The sequence below is a fragment of the Lentibacillus salinarum genome, assembly GCF_042679865.1.
GTDB lineage: Bacteria > Bacillota > Bacilli > Bacillales > Amphibacillaceae > Lentibacillus > Lentibacillus salinarum.
This window is the reverse complement of sequence record NZ_JBHTNH010000005.1, coordinates 1-14,655: the sequence shown is the minus strand read 5'-3', so window position 1 is coordinate 14,655 and position 14,655 is coordinate 1. Positions and strand designations below refer to the sequence as shown.

17 protein-coding genes are annotated in these 14,655 nt (G+C 43.7%); 7 read left to right on the top strand and 10 right to left on the bottom strand.

The window, feature by feature from the left end; genetic code table 11:
* Positions 1-64: 64 nt before the first annotated feature.
* Together ACFQ4A_RS04755 and ACFQ4A_RS04750 are read right to left on the bottom strand one after the other, a co-directional pair.
* The gene (locus ACFQ4A_RS04755) at positions 65-904 is read right to left on the bottom strand and encodes an ABC transporter permease (RefSeq protein ID WP_382398109.1); all 840 of its coding nucleotides are present in this window, start codon (positions 902-904) and stop codon (positions 65-67) included.
* Entirely contained in the window at positions 897-2,117 is a 1,221-nt protein-coding gene (locus ACFQ4A_RS04750; RefSeq protein WP_382398107.1) for a quaternary amine ABC transporter ATP-binding protein, read from the bottom strand. Before ACFQ4A_RS04750 ends, ACFQ4A_RS04755 begins: the two co-directional genes overlap by 8 nt.
* 448 nt (positions 2,118-2,565) lie before the next feature.
* Here ACFQ4A_RS04750 and ACFQ4A_RS04745 point away from each other — a divergent pair, with 448 nt between their 5' ends.
* Positions 2,566-3,036, top strand: coding sequence for a GbsR/MarR family transcriptional regulator (locus ACFQ4A_RS04745; RefSeq protein ID WP_382398105.1), 471 nt, complete (start codon positions 2,566-2,568; stop codon positions 3,034-3,036).
* Positions 3,037-3,106: 70 nt separating this feature from the next.
* On the opposite strand, the gene ACFQ4A_RS04740 is transcribed toward ACFQ4A_RS04745, so the two are convergent.
* Positions 3,107-3,439 (bottom strand): DUF1878 family protein, encoded by a 333-nt coding sequence (locus tag ACFQ4A_RS04740; RefSeq protein ID WP_382398103.1) that lies wholly within the window; start codon positions 3,437-3,439, stop codon positions 3,107-3,109.
* A gap of 163 nt (positions 3,440-3,602) precedes the next feature.
* Here ACFQ4A_RS04740 and ACFQ4A_RS04735 point away from each other — a divergent pair, with 163 nt between their 5' ends.
* From ACFQ4A_RS04735 to ACFQ4A_RS04725, 3 genes are all read left to right on the top strand, one after another.
* A complete protein-coding gene (locus ACFQ4A_RS04735; RefSeq protein ID WP_382398101.1) occupies positions 3,603-4,160 on the top strand; it encodes a DUF3267 domain-containing protein in 558 nt (185 codons plus the stop codon).
* A 139-nt stretch (positions 4,161-4,299) separates the two neighbouring features.
* Entirely contained in the window at positions 4,300-4,485 is a 186-nt protein-coding gene (locus ACFQ4A_RS04730; RefSeq protein ID WP_382398099.1) for a hypothetical protein, read from the top strand.
* Between the two features lie 90 nt (positions 4,486-4,575).
* Positions 4,576-5,463, top strand: coding sequence for a peptidylprolyl isomerase (locus tag ACFQ4A_RS04725; RefSeq protein WP_382398097.1), 888 nt, complete (start codon positions 4,576-4,578; stop codon positions 5,461-5,463).
* A 177-nt stretch (positions 5,464-5,640) separates the two neighbouring features.
* Here the strand turns inward: ACFQ4A_RS04725 and ACFQ4A_RS04720 are convergent, their stop codons facing one another.
* From ACFQ4A_RS04720 to ACFQ4A_RS04710, 3 genes are all read right to left on the bottom strand, one after another.
* Positions 5,641-5,835, bottom strand: coding sequence for a sporulation YhaL family protein (locus ACFQ4A_RS04720; protein ID WP_382398095.1), 195 nt, complete (start codon positions 5,833-5,835; stop codon positions 5,641-5,643).
* A gap of 85 nt (positions 5,836-5,920) precedes the next feature.
* A complete protein-coding gene (yhaM, locus tag ACFQ4A_RS04715) occupies positions 5,921-6,868 on the bottom strand; it encodes a 3'-5' exoribonuclease YhaM (RefSeq protein ID WP_382398093.1) in 948 nt (315 codons plus the stop codon).
* A gap of 52 nt (positions 6,869-6,920) precedes the next feature.
* Positions 6,921-7,496 carry a GbsR/MarR family transcriptional regulator gene (locus ACFQ4A_RS04710; RefSeq protein ID WP_382398091.1) on the bottom strand — a complete coding sequence of 192 codons (576 nt, stop codon included), beginning with the start codon at positions 7,494-7,496 and terminating at the stop codon, positions 6,921-6,923.
* A gap of 752 nt (positions 7,497-8,248) precedes the next feature.
* On the opposite strand from ACFQ4A_RS04710, the gene ACFQ4A_RS04705 reads away from it, so the two are divergent.
* A complete protein-coding gene (locus tag ACFQ4A_RS04705) occupies positions 8,249-8,434 on the top strand; it encodes a YhzD family protein (protein WP_382398089.1) in 186 nt (61 codons plus the stop codon).
* Positions 8,435-8,548: 114 nt separating this feature from the next.
* On the opposite strand, the gene ACFQ4A_RS04700 is transcribed toward ACFQ4A_RS04705, so the two are convergent.
* Complete coding sequence (locus ACFQ4A_RS04700) at positions 8,549-8,818, bottom strand: enoyl-CoA hydratase-related protein (protein ID WP_382398087.1); 270 nt, start codon at positions 8,816-8,818, stop codon at positions 8,549-8,551.
* 142 nt (positions 8,819-8,960) lie between these two features.
* A complete protein-coding gene (locus tag ACFQ4A_RS04695) occupies positions 8,961-9,323 on the bottom strand; it encodes a YlbF family regulator (protein ID WP_382398085.1) in 363 nt (120 codons plus the stop codon).
* Between the two features lie 154 nt (positions 9,324-9,477).
* Between ACFQ4A_RS04695 and ACFQ4A_RS04690 the strand changes: the two genes are divergently transcribed.
* Together ACFQ4A_RS04690 and ACFQ4A_RS04685 are read left to right on the top strand one after the other, a co-directional pair.
* Positions 9,478-10,350 (top strand): PucR family transcriptional regulator, encoded by an 873-nt coding sequence (locus ACFQ4A_RS04690; RefSeq protein ID WP_382398083.1) that lies wholly within the window; start codon positions 9,478-9,480, stop codon positions 10,348-10,350.
* A gap of 106 nt (positions 10,351-10,456) precedes the next feature.
* Positions 10,457-11,554: an ABC transporter ATP-binding protein gene (locus ACFQ4A_RS04685; protein WP_382398081.1), complete on the top strand. Its 1,098-nt coding sequence runs from the start codon at positions 10,457-10,459 to the stop codon at positions 11,552-11,554.
* 154 nt (positions 11,555-11,708) lie between these two features.
* Here the strand turns inward: ACFQ4A_RS04685 and ACFQ4A_RS04680 are convergent, their stop codons facing one another.
* Positions 11,709-11,918, bottom strand: coding sequence for a small, acid-soluble spore protein, alpha/beta type (locus ACFQ4A_RS04680; RefSeq protein WP_382398079.1), 210 nt, complete (start codon positions 11,916-11,918; stop codon positions 11,709-11,711).
* Positions 11,919-12,289: 371 nt separating this feature from the next.
* Positions 12,290-13,675 (bottom strand): class II fumarate hydratase, encoded by a 1,386-nt coding sequence (gene fumC / locus ACFQ4A_RS04675; protein WP_382398077.1) that lies wholly within the window; start codon positions 13,673-13,675, stop codon positions 12,290-12,292.
* Between the last annotated feature and the right edge of the window lie 980 nt (positions 13,676-14,655).

Here is a 14,655-nt window from a genome sequence, read left to right as displayed (position 1 = left end):
ATGTAATAATTTATATGTTCGGGAATCTGCATCATTAGATGATGCAGATAACCCGGGAACATGCTTAATCTTTACTTGCCCCTTGCGTTATGCGATCAAGCAGCATCGCAAGAATTACAAGGGATAGTCCACCTTCAAAGCCCGGTCCAATTGCAACCTGTGTTACAGCCCTGTAAACGACCGTACCAAGGCCGGGTGCCCCTACCATCGAGGCGATAACAACCATTGACAATGAAAGCATGATTGTCTGGTTAACACCTGCCATGATTGTTGGCATGGCAAGTGGAATCTGTACTTTCGACAGTCTCTGTCCGGTTGATGAACCGAACGCGTTGGACGCTTCAATCAGTTCCTGGTCCACCTGTCGGATACCAAGGTTTGTCAGCCTGACAGTCGGTGGCATGGAGAAGATGATGGTTGCCACGACCCCCGGTACCATGCCCAGACTGAAGAAGACGACCGCCGGAATCAAGTAAACAAATGCAGGCATCGTCTGCATAAAGTCCAAGACCGGTGTAATAACCGCTTGTACGGAACCCTTCTGTGACATCCAAATACCAAATGGAATCCCGATGATCATCGAAATGACAACCGATACAATAACAAGTGCCACCGTCTCTAATGTTTCCGGCCAATAACCAAGGTTGTTGATAAGGCCAAGACCAATGAGTGCAAAAAGACCGAGTTTCCAGTTCACAACCCACCATGCAAGCAGTGCAATGATGACAATCAATAGTAGTGGTGGGACAATCCCGAGCACTACCACAAAATTCTCCGTAATAAATCCGAGAACCGCAGATATGGAATCAAATACGACTGAGAATGAGCTAGTCAAAAAGTCGACTAACGCTTCTATCCATTCAGCTAATGGAAGTTTGGGTAAGAGTGTTCCAGAGTTATCCATCTGTCTCATCACCCCCATTTCCATTTCCATTCAGCACTTCATCATTACCAGCGAGTGCACCAATTACAGATCCTCTGACAACAATGCCCACCAGCTTACCTGAATCGTCCACAACAGAAAGTGGCGCTTTATCATCAGCCATCGGTTCGAACAGATCAGACAGCAATGTATCCGGATGCGCAGTCGGAATTTCACCTGTCAGAATATCTTCTAGTCCTTTACTTTCCTTAGCAGCAGCTGCTGCCTGATCGGCCGTCACATAGCCGAGCAGTTTTTGTTTTTTGTCAACCACATAGATGGTTGAAATGCCGCTCTCCTTCATTAGTCTCAAGGCAACATTGGCCCCTCGGTCAACCGTCACTGTTTCAGGACGTTTCATCACATGACCGGCCGTAAGAACTTTGGCAAGGTCGACATCCTCAACGAAACGCTCAACATAATCGTTGGCGGGATCCATCAGAATTTCCTCAGCCGTACCAACTTGTACGATGCTGCCATCTTTCATTAAGGCAATTCTGTCACCGATCCGAAGCGCTTCATTCAAGTCGTGTGTAATAAAGATGATGGTTTTGTGTACCGATTGCTGCAAATCCATCAATTCATCCTGCATATCTTTCCGAATCAATGGGTCCAGCGCACTGAATGCCTCATCCATCAAAAGAATATCCGGATCATTGGCCAGTGCTCTCGCCAATCCGACACGCTGCTGCATACCACCGGAAAGCTCACTTGGATATTTGTCCAAGTAGCCGCCCAGACCAACCAGTTCCAGGGCCTCACGGGCCTTTTTTTCCCGTTCTTCCTTGTCAGTCCCCTGGATCTCCAGCCCGTATTCAGCATTTTTGATGATTGATTTATGCGGCAGCAATGCGAAATTCTGGAATACCATACTCATTCTTTTCCTGCGCAAACGCCGCAGTTCGTCCTTATTCGTTTTTGTTATGTTTTCATCCTCGAGCCACACATCGCCTGAAGTTGGTTCAATTAAGCGATTGAGCATACGGACAAGTGTGGATTTACCACTTCCGGATAAACCCATGATAACAAAGACTTCACCGTCTTCAACTTCGAATGTAGCCTGATTAACGCCCACTGTCATACCCGTTAATTCCAGGATTTCATCCTTCGATTTATTTTCTTCAAGGTATTTGACAGCCTGTTTCGGTCGCTTCCCGAATATTTTCGTTAACCGATCTACCTTAATCTTACTCATTCTTTTCACCTCGCTTAACGCCTATCTATAGTTTTTTTCAGCAGTTTCCAGAACACATTGATGAATCTTGCCCAAAACCGGTGAGCAATCCACAACAGCCGTTCTGCCCTTTTCCAAACCAACACGAATGACAAGGTTAAAAGTCCTGCTACTTTTCTATCAGATTAAATTCATAAAACAAACCAAAACGATTTGGTCCGGTCTATGTATGAATTTAACTGATCTCGTGTCGTCCACTCTTAATACTATATAACTAGTAACTATAAATTTCAAATACTAAATACCGGTGATTTTGTATGTATTTTTTGTACAGTTTGTACTGTACAAAATTGTGCCAGCTTGTTCTTTGATTTCCTTTTATTTTCTTTTATTTACTTATCTATCCCATATTTTGATTCTGGCTGAATTTGAGGTACGCTTTATGCACCAGGGCTTTCAGGAGGTTTTTATGCAGGAATCTACTAACGAAACAGAAACAGTTACATACCAAGTCATCAATGAGTTTGCTAAAACAATAGAAATGTTTGGTTTAAGTCCGTCCAAAGCGCGGTTATTCGTTTATTTATACTTGCAGGAACAGCCAAAAACACTGGATGAGATGAGTGAAGCACTGGGAAAGAGCAAAACGTCGATGAGTACAAGTGTCCGTTCCCTGTCCGATGCGGGTCTGGTCACACTCGTTTGGAGAAAAGGTGTACGGAAAGATTTATATGAAGCTAACAGTCAGTTATTCAAATTGTTTATGAGCCATTATGCAAATCAATGGATTAACACAACCCTCCATCAAAGAGAAGCACTCGAAAAAATACAGCAGAACCTTATTAGCTGCGATACACACGCTCCCAAACTGCTGGACAATTTAAACGAGATTATTGCGTTCCACAATCAAATTGAATCCTCGTTCCACCACCTTAAGTAAAACTGACGCGAAAAACGCACTTGTCCGACCTGTCATTATGATTGTTGTGACCGGCTTGGTCGTTGGCCGGTCACCCTTCCAGCACTTTTATAAATTCCGCCATTAAAGAAGGATAACAACCTTCTTTTTTCAAAGCATAGACAGCCGTATTCGGATCCAATTTTTCATTTAGCATACCAGCAAACTGGACTAAAAGAGACGAAAAATCCAAAAACCCTTCCTCTTTTTGCATCATATACTGTTGATGCAGCTTGTTGAGCAACTGCATTAATTCATCATACTCCGCCCTGGTCAAATGCGTTTCGATAACCATCCTTGTAAATGGATACCGGTTCATATCAATCGTTTTCGATAACAGTTGAAGGTAAAAATGAATGGTGTCATGATACTCGATATTTTCCAACAATAAGACCTCCAGACTGGTATTTTCCAACCTTCCATGTTTCCCGGCATGACAGGTCTCTTCGCCATGCAGAAAACGAAAAAAATTTTTCAGTTAAACCTATTGATTTTTAACACAGAACGTACTATGATGCGTTAAGACATTTACACGGGAGGGATCAAAAATGAATTGCTGGAAAACCATCAATTTTAATAAGGAATTTGGGATGAACAGGTTGTATTTGCAGTCATTTTTGATCGGTCTGCTGGCGTTCATATTGCTCTATATACCTTTTTCCGTCAAGCACGGAACAGCAGATTTGTATGAATCGGGTATTATACCCTTAATCTTAGCGATCTTTTTTATGCCCATTATGCATACGTCTATGCATATTTTACCATTGATTATGCTGAATAAGCGTGCAAGACTGATTTTCAAACGAAATACCTTATTCTTTCCTATTGTTAATTATTATACAAAAAAACATTTGACAAAAAAAGCGTCATTACTTGCGGCGGGGGCGCCCACCCTGCTCATTACGATTCCCGGGATCATGGGGGCCTGGTTGTTCAGTGAATACTATGTGTATTTCCTGATATTTACGTCCGTCCATATGGCCATGACGTTCACAGACTTTTTATATATTCTCTATATCTCTAAAGCACCAAAGCGCTCCTATATCGAAAACAGTAATAACGAAATTACAATCCTCGTAAATAGTGACAATAAATCGGCTGGTTAGCCGGTTTATTTTTTTGCCTGCATGGTTGTTATCTTTGAACATCCGCCTGAAAAAGTAAATTTATACTGTTCATCACAAGCATCTTTTGATACAGTATTTAATATGGATGTTGTGGTATCCTTGAAGGGGGTTTTTGACAATGACACTAATTTTTCCGTTTTATGCCCTTTTTGTATTGTTTATCTTCAATTCTTTGACGCATCAATTTTGCATGAAAATGGAAATAAAAGAAAAAAAGCAATCTTCCATGTTTCGTGTCATTAATATCATGATTCTGGTTTTACTCGTATCTTCCTATGTAAAAGTACTAAATGCAACAGTATAAGGGATATGTCTATTTTTTTTGCAACAATATGTGTTATGTTTATGAAATAACCTAACCAAAAAAGATTTAATGAACTGGGAGTGTGCACAAATGAAGAAACTGGCGATTGCTGCAAGCTTAACAGCCGGCATCCTGACTTTGACAGCCTGTGATTCAGGCGGGGGTGATCCCGATACCGTCGCTGAAACAAATGCGGGCGATGTGTCCAAGCAAGAATTTTATGAAGAAATGAAAGACCAGGTCGGACCGAACGTCCTGCGTGAAATCGTTACGCTTAAGGTGTTAAACGATCACTATGACGTAACTGATGAACAGGTGGATCAGGAGGTTCAAAATACGAAAGATCAATTAGGGGATCAATTTGACATGTTCCTGCAACAGGAGGGCTTCCAGGATGAAGAAGCCTACCATCGAACAATCCGTCTCAGTCTCCTGCAGTTAGAAGCAGCGGCCGAGGATATGGATATTACAGAAGACGACTTGCAGAAGCGATATGACCGGATGCAAACGGAAATTGAGGCGAAACATATTTTAGTGGAAGATGAAGAAACAGCAAATGAAGTCAAAGATAAGCTTGATAACGGTGACGATTTCGCTGATCTGGCAGAAGAATACTCCACTGACGATGCATCTGCCCAAAACGGCGGTGACCTGGACTACTTCTCAGCCGGTGATATGGTACCTGCTTTTGAAGATGCTGCTTACAGCATGGAAGTGGATGAAATCAGCGATCCTGTTGAATCTGAACATGGGTTTCACATTATTCAAGTAACGGACAAGCGTGAGACCGAAGAGGATATCGGTTCCTTTGAAGACAACAAAGATACAATACGCCGGGACATCATTAATCAGCGTGTCGACGTGCAGGGGCTTCAGGAAAAAATCAATGGGCTGATTGAAGACTCGGATGTTAACATTCAGGCAGAAGGTCTGGAAGATATTTTTGAACAACAAGACGCCGGACAAGCTCAAGGTTAAGAAAAAACGCTGACGCGTCTTTTCAGATGAAGAGGTAGAAATCAGATTGGAAAAAATCGGTGAGTTAGCCGATTTCGGCGATTTCGGCATTGAAAACGTCGCCCAACATTCTATACTCGCTTATCTTTTAAATAAAAAACGGCTGTACCCTCATTTAACGGGGCAGCCGTTTTTTCATCATGACATTTGTTGTCTGCGCGCCTGTTTTTGCTGGCGTTCCTTCTCGACCCGATCCATATACACTTTGCCTTCCTGTGCAATATATTGCTGCTCAAGCCTGCGTTCTGCTCGCATTGCCCGAAAAGCCATGTAGCCGCTCACAAAAATAAAGAGTATCATCATAAATACCCACCAAGGCACTCCGAGAATCATTCGATACCCCCCTTGTCCATGAATCTACTACATGTATATGGGTAGACAGGTAAAAAAATACCTGTTGCAACACAGTCGGTCTGTCTTATTTTTCTTCAAATATTGGTTTATAAAACGATCGGTTATCCAGCGCAAATAATCGTTCAGTAAATTCTCCCGGTCTGACTTTATCCAGTGCACGGTTCAATGTGTTCATCCGGGCGTCGATCAGATCAATTAAATGAAGTAGCTCCGCTTCCTGGATTATTGGCGCCTTAGGGCTCCCCCATTCCGCTTTACCGTGATGTGAAAGAATCAGGTGCTGTAGAATGAGCACTTCCTCCCCATCAATTTGCAATTCCTTCGCCGTATTACCAATTTCCTCAACCATGATGGGAATATGCCCGATCAGTTTACCTTCCAATGTGTAAGACGTGGTGACCACACCTGAAAGTTCTTTCACTTTACCAAGATCGTGCAGAATCACACCTGCATAAAGCAAATCTTTATTCGTCTGCGGGTACAAGCCATGCAAGTCTTTTGCCAATGCAAGCATGCTGACAATGTGATGTGCCAATCCTGACACATATGAATGATGATTTTTCGCTGCTGCCGGGTACGTCAGTAAGGCCTCCTGATATTTTTTAACCAATGCCCGAACAATCCGCTGCAAAGATGGATTGGTCATTTCAAAAATGGCTTCCGTCAATTTCTCCATAAGCACTTCCTGGCTGACGGGAGCTTTTTCAATGAAATCAGATACCTGAACACCATCTGTTGGCTGGGAGGGCCGAATGGAAAAAATTTTAAGTTGTGGTTTTCCTCTGAACTGATTGACTTCCCCGGAGAGTTTCACAATCTGTTCGGGGACGAATACATCTTCATCTTCTTTTGTAATATCCCACAATTTGGCCTCGATTTCGCCAGTAACATCCCGCAGTATTAATGTTAAAAATGCTTTTCCGTTACTTGCCACTCCCCGAGAAGACGATTTGATTAAAATAAAATTATCAAATGGATCACCGATATTGTAATGTCCTATCCCCTTTTTCAACACGATTTCTCCCCCTTTTATCCTACCTGAAAAGATGACGGGCGTCGTTCTGTCATTCGCTGCGGTTATCAGTTTCATTAATGTTCTTCGGAATATAGTCGAATATCTTGCCGGATTCAACGACCTGAATGAATTGCATCAGCCATTTGTAATAGTCCTTTGCATACTGGAGCCGGTCGATATCCCGTTCAATTTTATCCACTAATGTCTGGTCACTTGTTTCCTTAGCTATCTTCCTCAGCTCGGCGATCGCCTCGTCCGCTTCTTCAATATTTGTCTCGGTATGATGGCGCCAGCGATTGGCAAACAATGACGTAAATGACTTATACCAGTCTTCTTCTGATTGGTATAAATCTTTCCGTATCCCCCGTTTAAAGGTTGGTTCGACCATTTTCATGTCGGATAATGTGCGGACACCTGTCGACATACTCGTCTTGCTCATTTCCAAGGCATCACGCATATCATCCAGTGTCATCGGTTCGTCTGAAAAATAAAGCACACCATATAATCGTCCGATCGATGACGTAATCCCATACAAGTTCATATTTTTAGCAATTACCTGGATGAATTTTTCGAGCGTTTCCTCGTATTTTTCCATTTCATTTGATGGGTGCTGGCTGTTTGGCATTGGACTCCCTCCATATGCTTATTGAACATTTAATATGGCGGTACATACCTCCGTCAGACGTCCGTGTTAACACAAAACAAATATCGGCATGACCTGTCCCGGTACGTCCACTCCGCCGACTAAAAGAATGTATCCTTTTAAAGGCATATCTTAAAACAGTTTATCATGTCTGTTTCAGGAATGCGACCACAATTTGTTGACATCAGAGAAACGCCCTGTCATCGCGAATGCCCTGCTGCCTGTAACCATCGCATGACGTGTCACCTTAGCCGCTATTTCAGCAAAACCCACAGCGAAAGCGCATTCTGTTATCTTTTCCAAGGAGCGGAAATACAAGCCATTGCGTTTCTCACGTGTGTGGTGACTTCGACGTTTGACACAGAACGTGTCGGAATTTAGTCGACGATCCCAATTCGACGTGTCATTTCTACCGGACTTTTTGAACAACCTCTTTTATGGTATGTTTATATCATAAAGCAAGGCTGTTTGCTAAAAGATTGTTGTTTTTGACACAAAATCCATAAACTGCGACGTAACTGCGGTAAGTAGGAGATCGGTGAGACCCCACAGGGTCAGCCCGAGGAGGCTCACCACTCCCCCGCGGAAAGCGGAGTGTATTTCCGTAGCGGTATTATAGCACTCAAATATGTTTTCATAGTACGTCGCACTTTATATCAACTGCGAGGCTTTAAGAGCAACAAAATTTGCGAAAAGAGCCTAAAGCAAAAACGTATGGAAGGGGACTTCTTGTTATGAGGCAATATTTTTTAACCGTTTTTGATAAATCCGGCGAAAAATTGCTTGATGAGTCATTCGATGCATCCGGTAACGATGAAGCGAAACAAATTGGCAGGAAACGTCTCGATGAAGAAGGTTACCATGAACATACCCACCGCTGTGTCTCACCGGAAGCAAAGCTGGTGCTGTTTCACCGGTAAAAACAGACCCTGTTCATAACTATAATCGTATGTGGCAGCAAAAAGGTGGCGTTATTTTAAAAGATAGCGCCACCTTTTTCCGATTTGATTCGATTATAGTCGTGAGGGGGCCGGTCACGCCGCTCGGAAATCAGGTTTCCGTTTTTCCATAAATGCCTGCACACCCTTCTGGCGCTCGTATTCCTGGCGAAGGTCCCACTGGGCATTCCGTTCCGCCTCCAGATAATATTTAAGTGTGTCGATATTGTTCCCGTGATAAATATTTTTCGTTTTCAGCATTGATGTGATCGGTGAAGCCAGTATTTGTTTAGCCATATGGTCAGCTTGTTTGCTGACATCCTTGAAAGATAGGAAAGGTGATGAAATTTTGGACGACGCTTTCAATAGTTTTCAATATCGGCTAACTCGCCGATTTCTTCCAATCCGACTTCTAACCTCTAGCATCTGAAAAGAAATAGGCTGATATGTGAAAATCGCAAAAAAAATCCCACAGAACATCATGAGTCTGCGGGACCTTATGATTGATCTATTCTTCTGCCTCTGCTTCCGGGTTACCGTATAGCTCCTCAAGCGGTTGGGTAATGATACGGCTGACATCGTTGATGACAACATTTAGACGCTGTTCTTCTTCCATTAAAGCAGAAATATCCTCATGCTGCTGCACTAACTCGACAACTTTTCGGGCTTCTTCCACTTCCTCCTCGGAAATTTCCTGGCCCTGCATTTGTTTTTCCTGCAATTCCATTTGTGTATTCCGGAAATTATCAAACATTCTTTTGGCAGATTCATCAGCCATTACGGCATCATAAGCATTTTTTAGCCTGGTGAATTCATCGCTGTTGCGGATTGCTTTTTCCAGATCGTATGCACTATCATAAATATTAGCCACGCTATATCCTCCTTCATCTTCGTCTAGACTCACTATAACAAACGTTTAAACCACTGTATACCATTAGGAAAAAAGCCGAAAAATGCAAAATTGATTTTTTTACCGCATATTCATTGCTATAATAGAAAAAAGAACCGGGGAAAGTGGTGTTTTGATGATTCGTCAATTACGGAAAATTTTTTCAACGTTAGTTTTGTATCAGGATCTGACAGAAGAACAACCAGAGGCCTATCAGTGGTTTTTGACCGCAGATAATGAGCTGGTCGGTATCCATCAACAGGAACTGACAGCAAAAGACAGCCAATTATTAAATACTTTCCTGCGCCCGCATTCAATTGTCGCGCCGAAGATGACAACAGAAGAAAAAGCGTGGCAGTACCTGATCACCGGTGGTAATACCAGTGATACCACATCCATCCCATACCGCTTTATTTATTTTTCCTTTCAACGGGATCAAATCGATCCGCACACCTTTAAGGAAGCTGTCAATGAATTTTTCCTGAAGCAGGTCCCTGTATTATGGGAAAATGACCATGAAGGGATTATTATTGAAGAGAACCTGAACGAATCCATTTCGTATGAAGCCATTATAGATGTTTTAATGAGCGATTTGTCCGTGAACATCCATTTTTTCGTTGGGCCGTTCATTAATTCTTTTCCAGAAGCAAAAAACGCGTACCAGTCACTGACCAAAGGCGCAGCTGTCGTCCGTAAATATTCTGATAAAGCTGTTGTGACCTATATTGAAGCGATTCCTTACATGCTGATTGACCTTGTGGATGACGACACCCGATCCGATATTATCCAATTTGCGCTAGCGAGGACAATCAATGACAGGGACCTTCTCCATACCGTCAAAACCTTCATCGCCTGCAATTTGAATGTTTCAGTGACCGCAAAAGAATTATTCATGCACCGTAACAGCCTGCAATACCGGCTCGATAAATTTAGTGAAAAAACCGGTATCGATATACGGGATTTTCGCCAGGCATCAGCTGTTTATTTGGCATTACTGGCAAATGTTTAACAAGTTGCACAAAAACGCTTGGTTTTTTCGTGCATGATGGCCATTTACGAGTGAGCGCCCTGCTTTTATACTATAGTAAACCGCTTACATACTGGGAGGGGACAAAATGGCTGAACTGAAAATGGATAATATCCAAAAAACGTATGATAAAAATGTGGTGGCTGTCGATGATTTTAATCTGGGGATCCAGGACAAAGAATTTATCGTATTTGTCGGACCATCCGGCTGTGGGAAATCGACGACATTGCGGATGATTGCCGGACTTGAAGAGATAACCGATGGGGGCTTGTACATTGATGGAAAACGAATGAACGACGTTGCCCCAAAAGATCGTGATATTGCCATGGTTTTCCAGAACTATGCATTATACCCGCATATGAACGTCTATGACAACATGGCCTTTGGATTAAAACTGCGCAAATTCAAAAAAGATGAAATTGATCAGCGCGTTCAGAACGCTGCTCAAATATTGGGGCTGGAAGGTTATTTGGACCGGAAGCCAAAAGCTTTATCCGGTGGACAGCGCCAGCGTGTTGCCCTGGGTCGGGCCATTGTCCGGGACGCAAAAGTGTTCCTGATGGACGAACCGCTGTCCAACCTTGATGCGAAACTGCGTGTCCAAATGCGTGCCGAAATTCAAAAACTGCATCGGCGCCTGCAGACAACGACGATCTATGTAACCCATGACCAGACTGAAGCCATGACAATGGCAACACGTCTCGTCGTTATGAAAGACGGGGTCATCCAGCAGGTCGGCGCCCCGAAAGATGTATATGACCAACCGGAAAATGTTTTTGTCGGCGGGTTTATCGGATCGCCATCGATGAATTTTCTGACTGGCACATTGCAGGATGGTTACTTTAACAATAACGACACAAACATTAAAATTCCCGAAGGCAAAATGAAGGTATTGCGCGAACAGGGATATGTCAATAAAGATGTGGTGCTAGGTATTCGTCCGGAAGATATTCATGATGAACCGGCTTTCATCAATGCCTCACCCGAAACCAAAATAACAGCAACTATCGATGTTGCAGAACTGATGGGAGCCGAGTCCTATCTCTACTCAAAAGTCGACGCACAGGATTTCATTGCACGTGTCGATTCCCGCTCAGACATTACAGGCGGGGAGCAGATCGAACTGGCCTTTGACATGAACAAGTCACTTTTCTTTGATGCCGACACAGAACAGCGTATACGGTGATAAGCAAAGCTTGGAATTTTTAAACAAAATTATAGCGTATGAAATGCCGTTTGATGTAAAAAATACCAATATGTATTCATAATAAATAGAGGGAAGCCCTATAAGGACTTCCCTCTTCTTAAAGGGGGTCTACCCCTTGTGAGGCCATTCATTATTATTGTTGTTGTCCACTGAATTGAGATTGAGCTGACTGAACCAGACGTTTTGTAATTTCGCCACCGACAGAACCGTTTGCACGGGAAGTCGTGTCAGCACTTAGGTTAACACCAAATTCTGATGCAATTTCAGTTTTCATTTGGTTCAGAGCCTGTTCTGCGCCAGGAACGACCAGCTGGTTTGAGTTTTGACTGTTGTTGTTTGCCATGTTTATCACCTCCTGTACGCATTATTGTGAGCAGATCTCGAAAACTTATCATGAAATATCGCTGGTAATTGTTGCTTATAAAGCGAAACTTCATTCAGCGGGACGTTCTTCCCCGCTGAATGTTAGTTGAGCCGAATCGGACATTTACGGGCAGTTGGCTGCCGTTTTTTGGCAGGTTACTGACCGTTACATGCGGGATAAAGCGAAACTTCATTCAGCGGGACGTTCTTCCCCGCTGAATGTTAGTTGAGCCGAATCGGACATTTAGGGTCAGTTAAGACTCGTTCTTCGGGATTTACTGTCCGTTATATGTTGTTGAAAAATGAAGGCGCAAAAAAAGCCCACTACCTTGTGTAGTGAGCTTTTTAGCATTATTTCGGATAAGTCATTTCTTTTGGATTCACGTATTCTTCAAATTCCCCTTCAGTTAGGAGTTCAAGTTCAACCGCTGCTTCTTTAAGCGTTGTGTTGTCCGCAAAGGCTTGTTTAGCAATTTTGGCGGCATTTTCATAGCCGATATGCGGATTCAGAGCGGTTACGAGCATTAACGAATCGCGCACATACTTTTCAATTTGTTCATAATTTGGTTCGATGCCCTGCACACAACGTTCGTCAAATGACAGCATACTGTCCGCCAGCAGCTGACATGATTGCAGGAAATTATAAGCAATAACCGGTTTGAAAACATTCAGCTCAAAATTGCCCTGACTAGCTGCCAATCCGATAGCTGAATCATTACCCATGACTTGAGTTACTGCCATCGTTACAGCTTCAGGCTGTGTCGGATTGACTTTTCCTGGCATGATTGAGCTACCAGGTTCGTTTGCCGGAATCGTGATTTCTCCGATCCCTGAACGCGGTCCGCTGGCCAGCCAGCGCACATCATTGGCAATTTTCATTAAATCAGCGGCCAGCCCTTTCAAGGCACCATGGACATGAACGGTGTCGTCATGGCTTGTCAGCGCATGAAATTTATTCGACGCAGACTTAAATGTTTTGCCGGTTTCGTCACTGATGGCTTTTGTGACAGCTTCCGAGAAATTCGGATGCGCATTCAGGCCTGTCCCAACGGCTGTTCCACCGATGGCCAGATCCCTCACATAACGGAGGCTTTCCGAAATCATTGTTTCTGATTTTTCCAGCATGCGCTGCCAACCGCTGATTTCCTGTCCCAGTGTCAAAGGTGTGGCATCCTGTAAGTGGGTGCGGCCAATTTTAACAACATCCTGGAAGGCTTCCATCTTTTCATTCATGGTGTTCTTCAGTGTCCTTACAGCAGGCAGGACATGATCTTCCAATTTTAAAACAAATGCGATATGCATAGCTGTCGGATACGTGTCATTGGAGCTCTGGGATTTATTGACATCATCATTTGGATGCAAGATCACATCGCTCCCCTGCTCTTTCAGCCATTCTGTTCCCACGTAAGCAATGACTTCATTCACATTCATATTGGACTGTGTGCCGCTCCCAGTTTGCCAGACAACCAAGGGAAAATGATCGTCCAGCTTCCCTTCAACAATCTGATCAGCGGCATAACCGATGGCATCTGCTTTTTGTTTATCCAATAGTCCAAGGTCGTTGTTCGCTTTGGCGGCGCTTTTTTTAAGTATCGCAAATGCGCGTATCACCTCGAATGGCATCTTCTCCCCGCCGATTGGGAAGTTTTGTTTACTTCGCTGTGTCTGTGCTCCCCAATATTTATCCGCCGGTACTTTCATCTCGCCCAGCGTATCTTTTTCAATCCGGTAGTCCATATAGGTGGCCTCCTTTATGTATGAAGATAATGATACTGACTTTATTCTAACAAAAGAATGATGAGGGGTGTTAGCGTAAACGATGGGATTTGCCGAAAATTGCGGTGTGGCGTCAATATCTTTCAATGTCCCTAATTGCCATGCAAAATCCGGCTCCCACCTCACAATGAGGTTATGACGCCGGATGCATAAGACCGGCAAAGCTGACAATAGTTTTGAAATTTTGCTACCCTTTAACCCTCGCAGTTGAACAGAATCGGGCATTTAAGGTCAGTTAGCCGCCGTTTTTTGGCGGGTACAGACCTTTATATGCGATAAAAATTGCGACGTAACTTTATCAGGAATTCCTCCAGACTTCTGAAACTGAGTAAGTGCTGGTCCATCGCTGTGGAAAAACACTTGGTGCTCGTCACGTTAGTAGTTATTTCGGTGAGGCATACGCTCCTCGCAGAAAAAATTGCTCGTCGTGTTGCAAGTTTTTCGGTGAAGCAGCACTCCTCGCAGGTTGAAGCGTACTCGGTGAAGCTTTGCTTGGTGCTCGTCGTGTTGCAAGTTTTTCGGTGAAGCAGCACTCCTCGCAGGTTGAAGCGTACTCGGTGAAGCTTTGCTTGGTGCTCGTCGTGTTGCAAGTTTTTCGGTGAAGCGGCACTCCTCGCAGGTTGAAGCGTACTCGGTGAAGCTTTGCTTGGTGCTCGTCGTGTTGCAAGTTTTTCGGTGAAGCGGCACTCCTCGCAGGTTGAAGCGTACTCGGTGAAGCTTTGCTTGGTGCTCGTCGTGTTGCAAGTTTTTCGGTGAAGCGGCACTCCTCGCAGGTTGAAGCGTGCTCAGGGAAGCCTTGCTTTGTGCTCATCACGTTGCAAGCTATTTCGGTGAGACATACGCTCCTCGCAGAAAAGATTGCTCGTCGCACTGCGGAGTCTCATCTAGGAGTCTTGGACATAACTGTATCGATTAATTCTAAAGATGAACATTACACTGCT

Bases quoted from the DNA above. Each gene is read 5' to 3' on its own strand.
- ACFQ4A_RS04685 (WP_382398081.1), top strand. From the start codon at position 10,457: ATGGCTGAACTGAAAATGGATAATATCCAAAAAACGTATGATAAAAAT.
- ACFQ4A_RS04710 (WP_382398091.1), bottom strand. From the start codon at position 7,496: ATGCCAAACAGCCAGCACCCATCAAATGAAATGGAAAAATACGAGGAA.
- ACFQ4A_RS04755 (WP_382398109.1), bottom strand. From the start codon at position 904: ATGGATAACTCTGGAACACTCTTACCCAAACTTCCATTAGCTGAATGG.
- ACFQ4A_RS04735 (WP_382398101.1), top strand. From the start codon at position 3,603: ATGAATTGCTGGAAAACCATCAATTTTAATAAGGAATTTGGGATGAAC.
- ACFQ4A_RS04745 (WP_382398105.1), top strand. From the start codon at position 2,566: ATGCAGGAATCTACTAACGAAACAGAAACAGTTACATACCAAGTCATC.
- ACFQ4A_RS04720 (WP_382398095.1), bottom strand. From the start codon at position 5,835: ATGATTCTCGGAGTGCCTTGGTGGGTATTTATGATGATACTCTTTATT.
- ACFQ4A_RS04730 (WP_382398099.1), top strand. From the start codon at position 4,300: ATGACACTAATTTTTCCGTTTTATGCCCTTTTTGTATTGTTTATCTTC.
- ACFQ4A_RS04690 (WP_382398083.1), top strand. From the start codon at position 9,478: ATGATTCGTCAATTACGGAAAATTTTTTCAACGTTAGTTTTGTATCAG.
- fumC (WP_382398077.1), bottom strand. From the start codon at position 13,675: ATGGACTACCGGATTGAAAAAGATACGCTGGGCGAGATGAAAGTACCG.
- ACFQ4A_RS04680 (WP_382398079.1), bottom strand. From the start codon at position 11,918: ATGGCAAACAACAACAGTCAAAACTCAAACCAGCTGGTCGTTCCTGGC.
- ACFQ4A_RS04725 (WP_382398097.1), top strand. From the start codon at position 4,576: ATGAAGAAACTGGCGATTGCTGCAAGCTTAACAGCCGGCATCCTGACT.
- ACFQ4A_RS04750 (WP_382398107.1), bottom strand. From the start codon at position 2,117: ATGAGTAAGATTAAGGTAGATCGGTTAACGAAAATATTCGGGAAGCGA.
- ACFQ4A_RS04705 (WP_382398089.1), top strand. From the start codon at position 8,249: ATGAGGCAATATTTTTTAACCGTTTTTGATAAATCCGGCGAAAAATTG.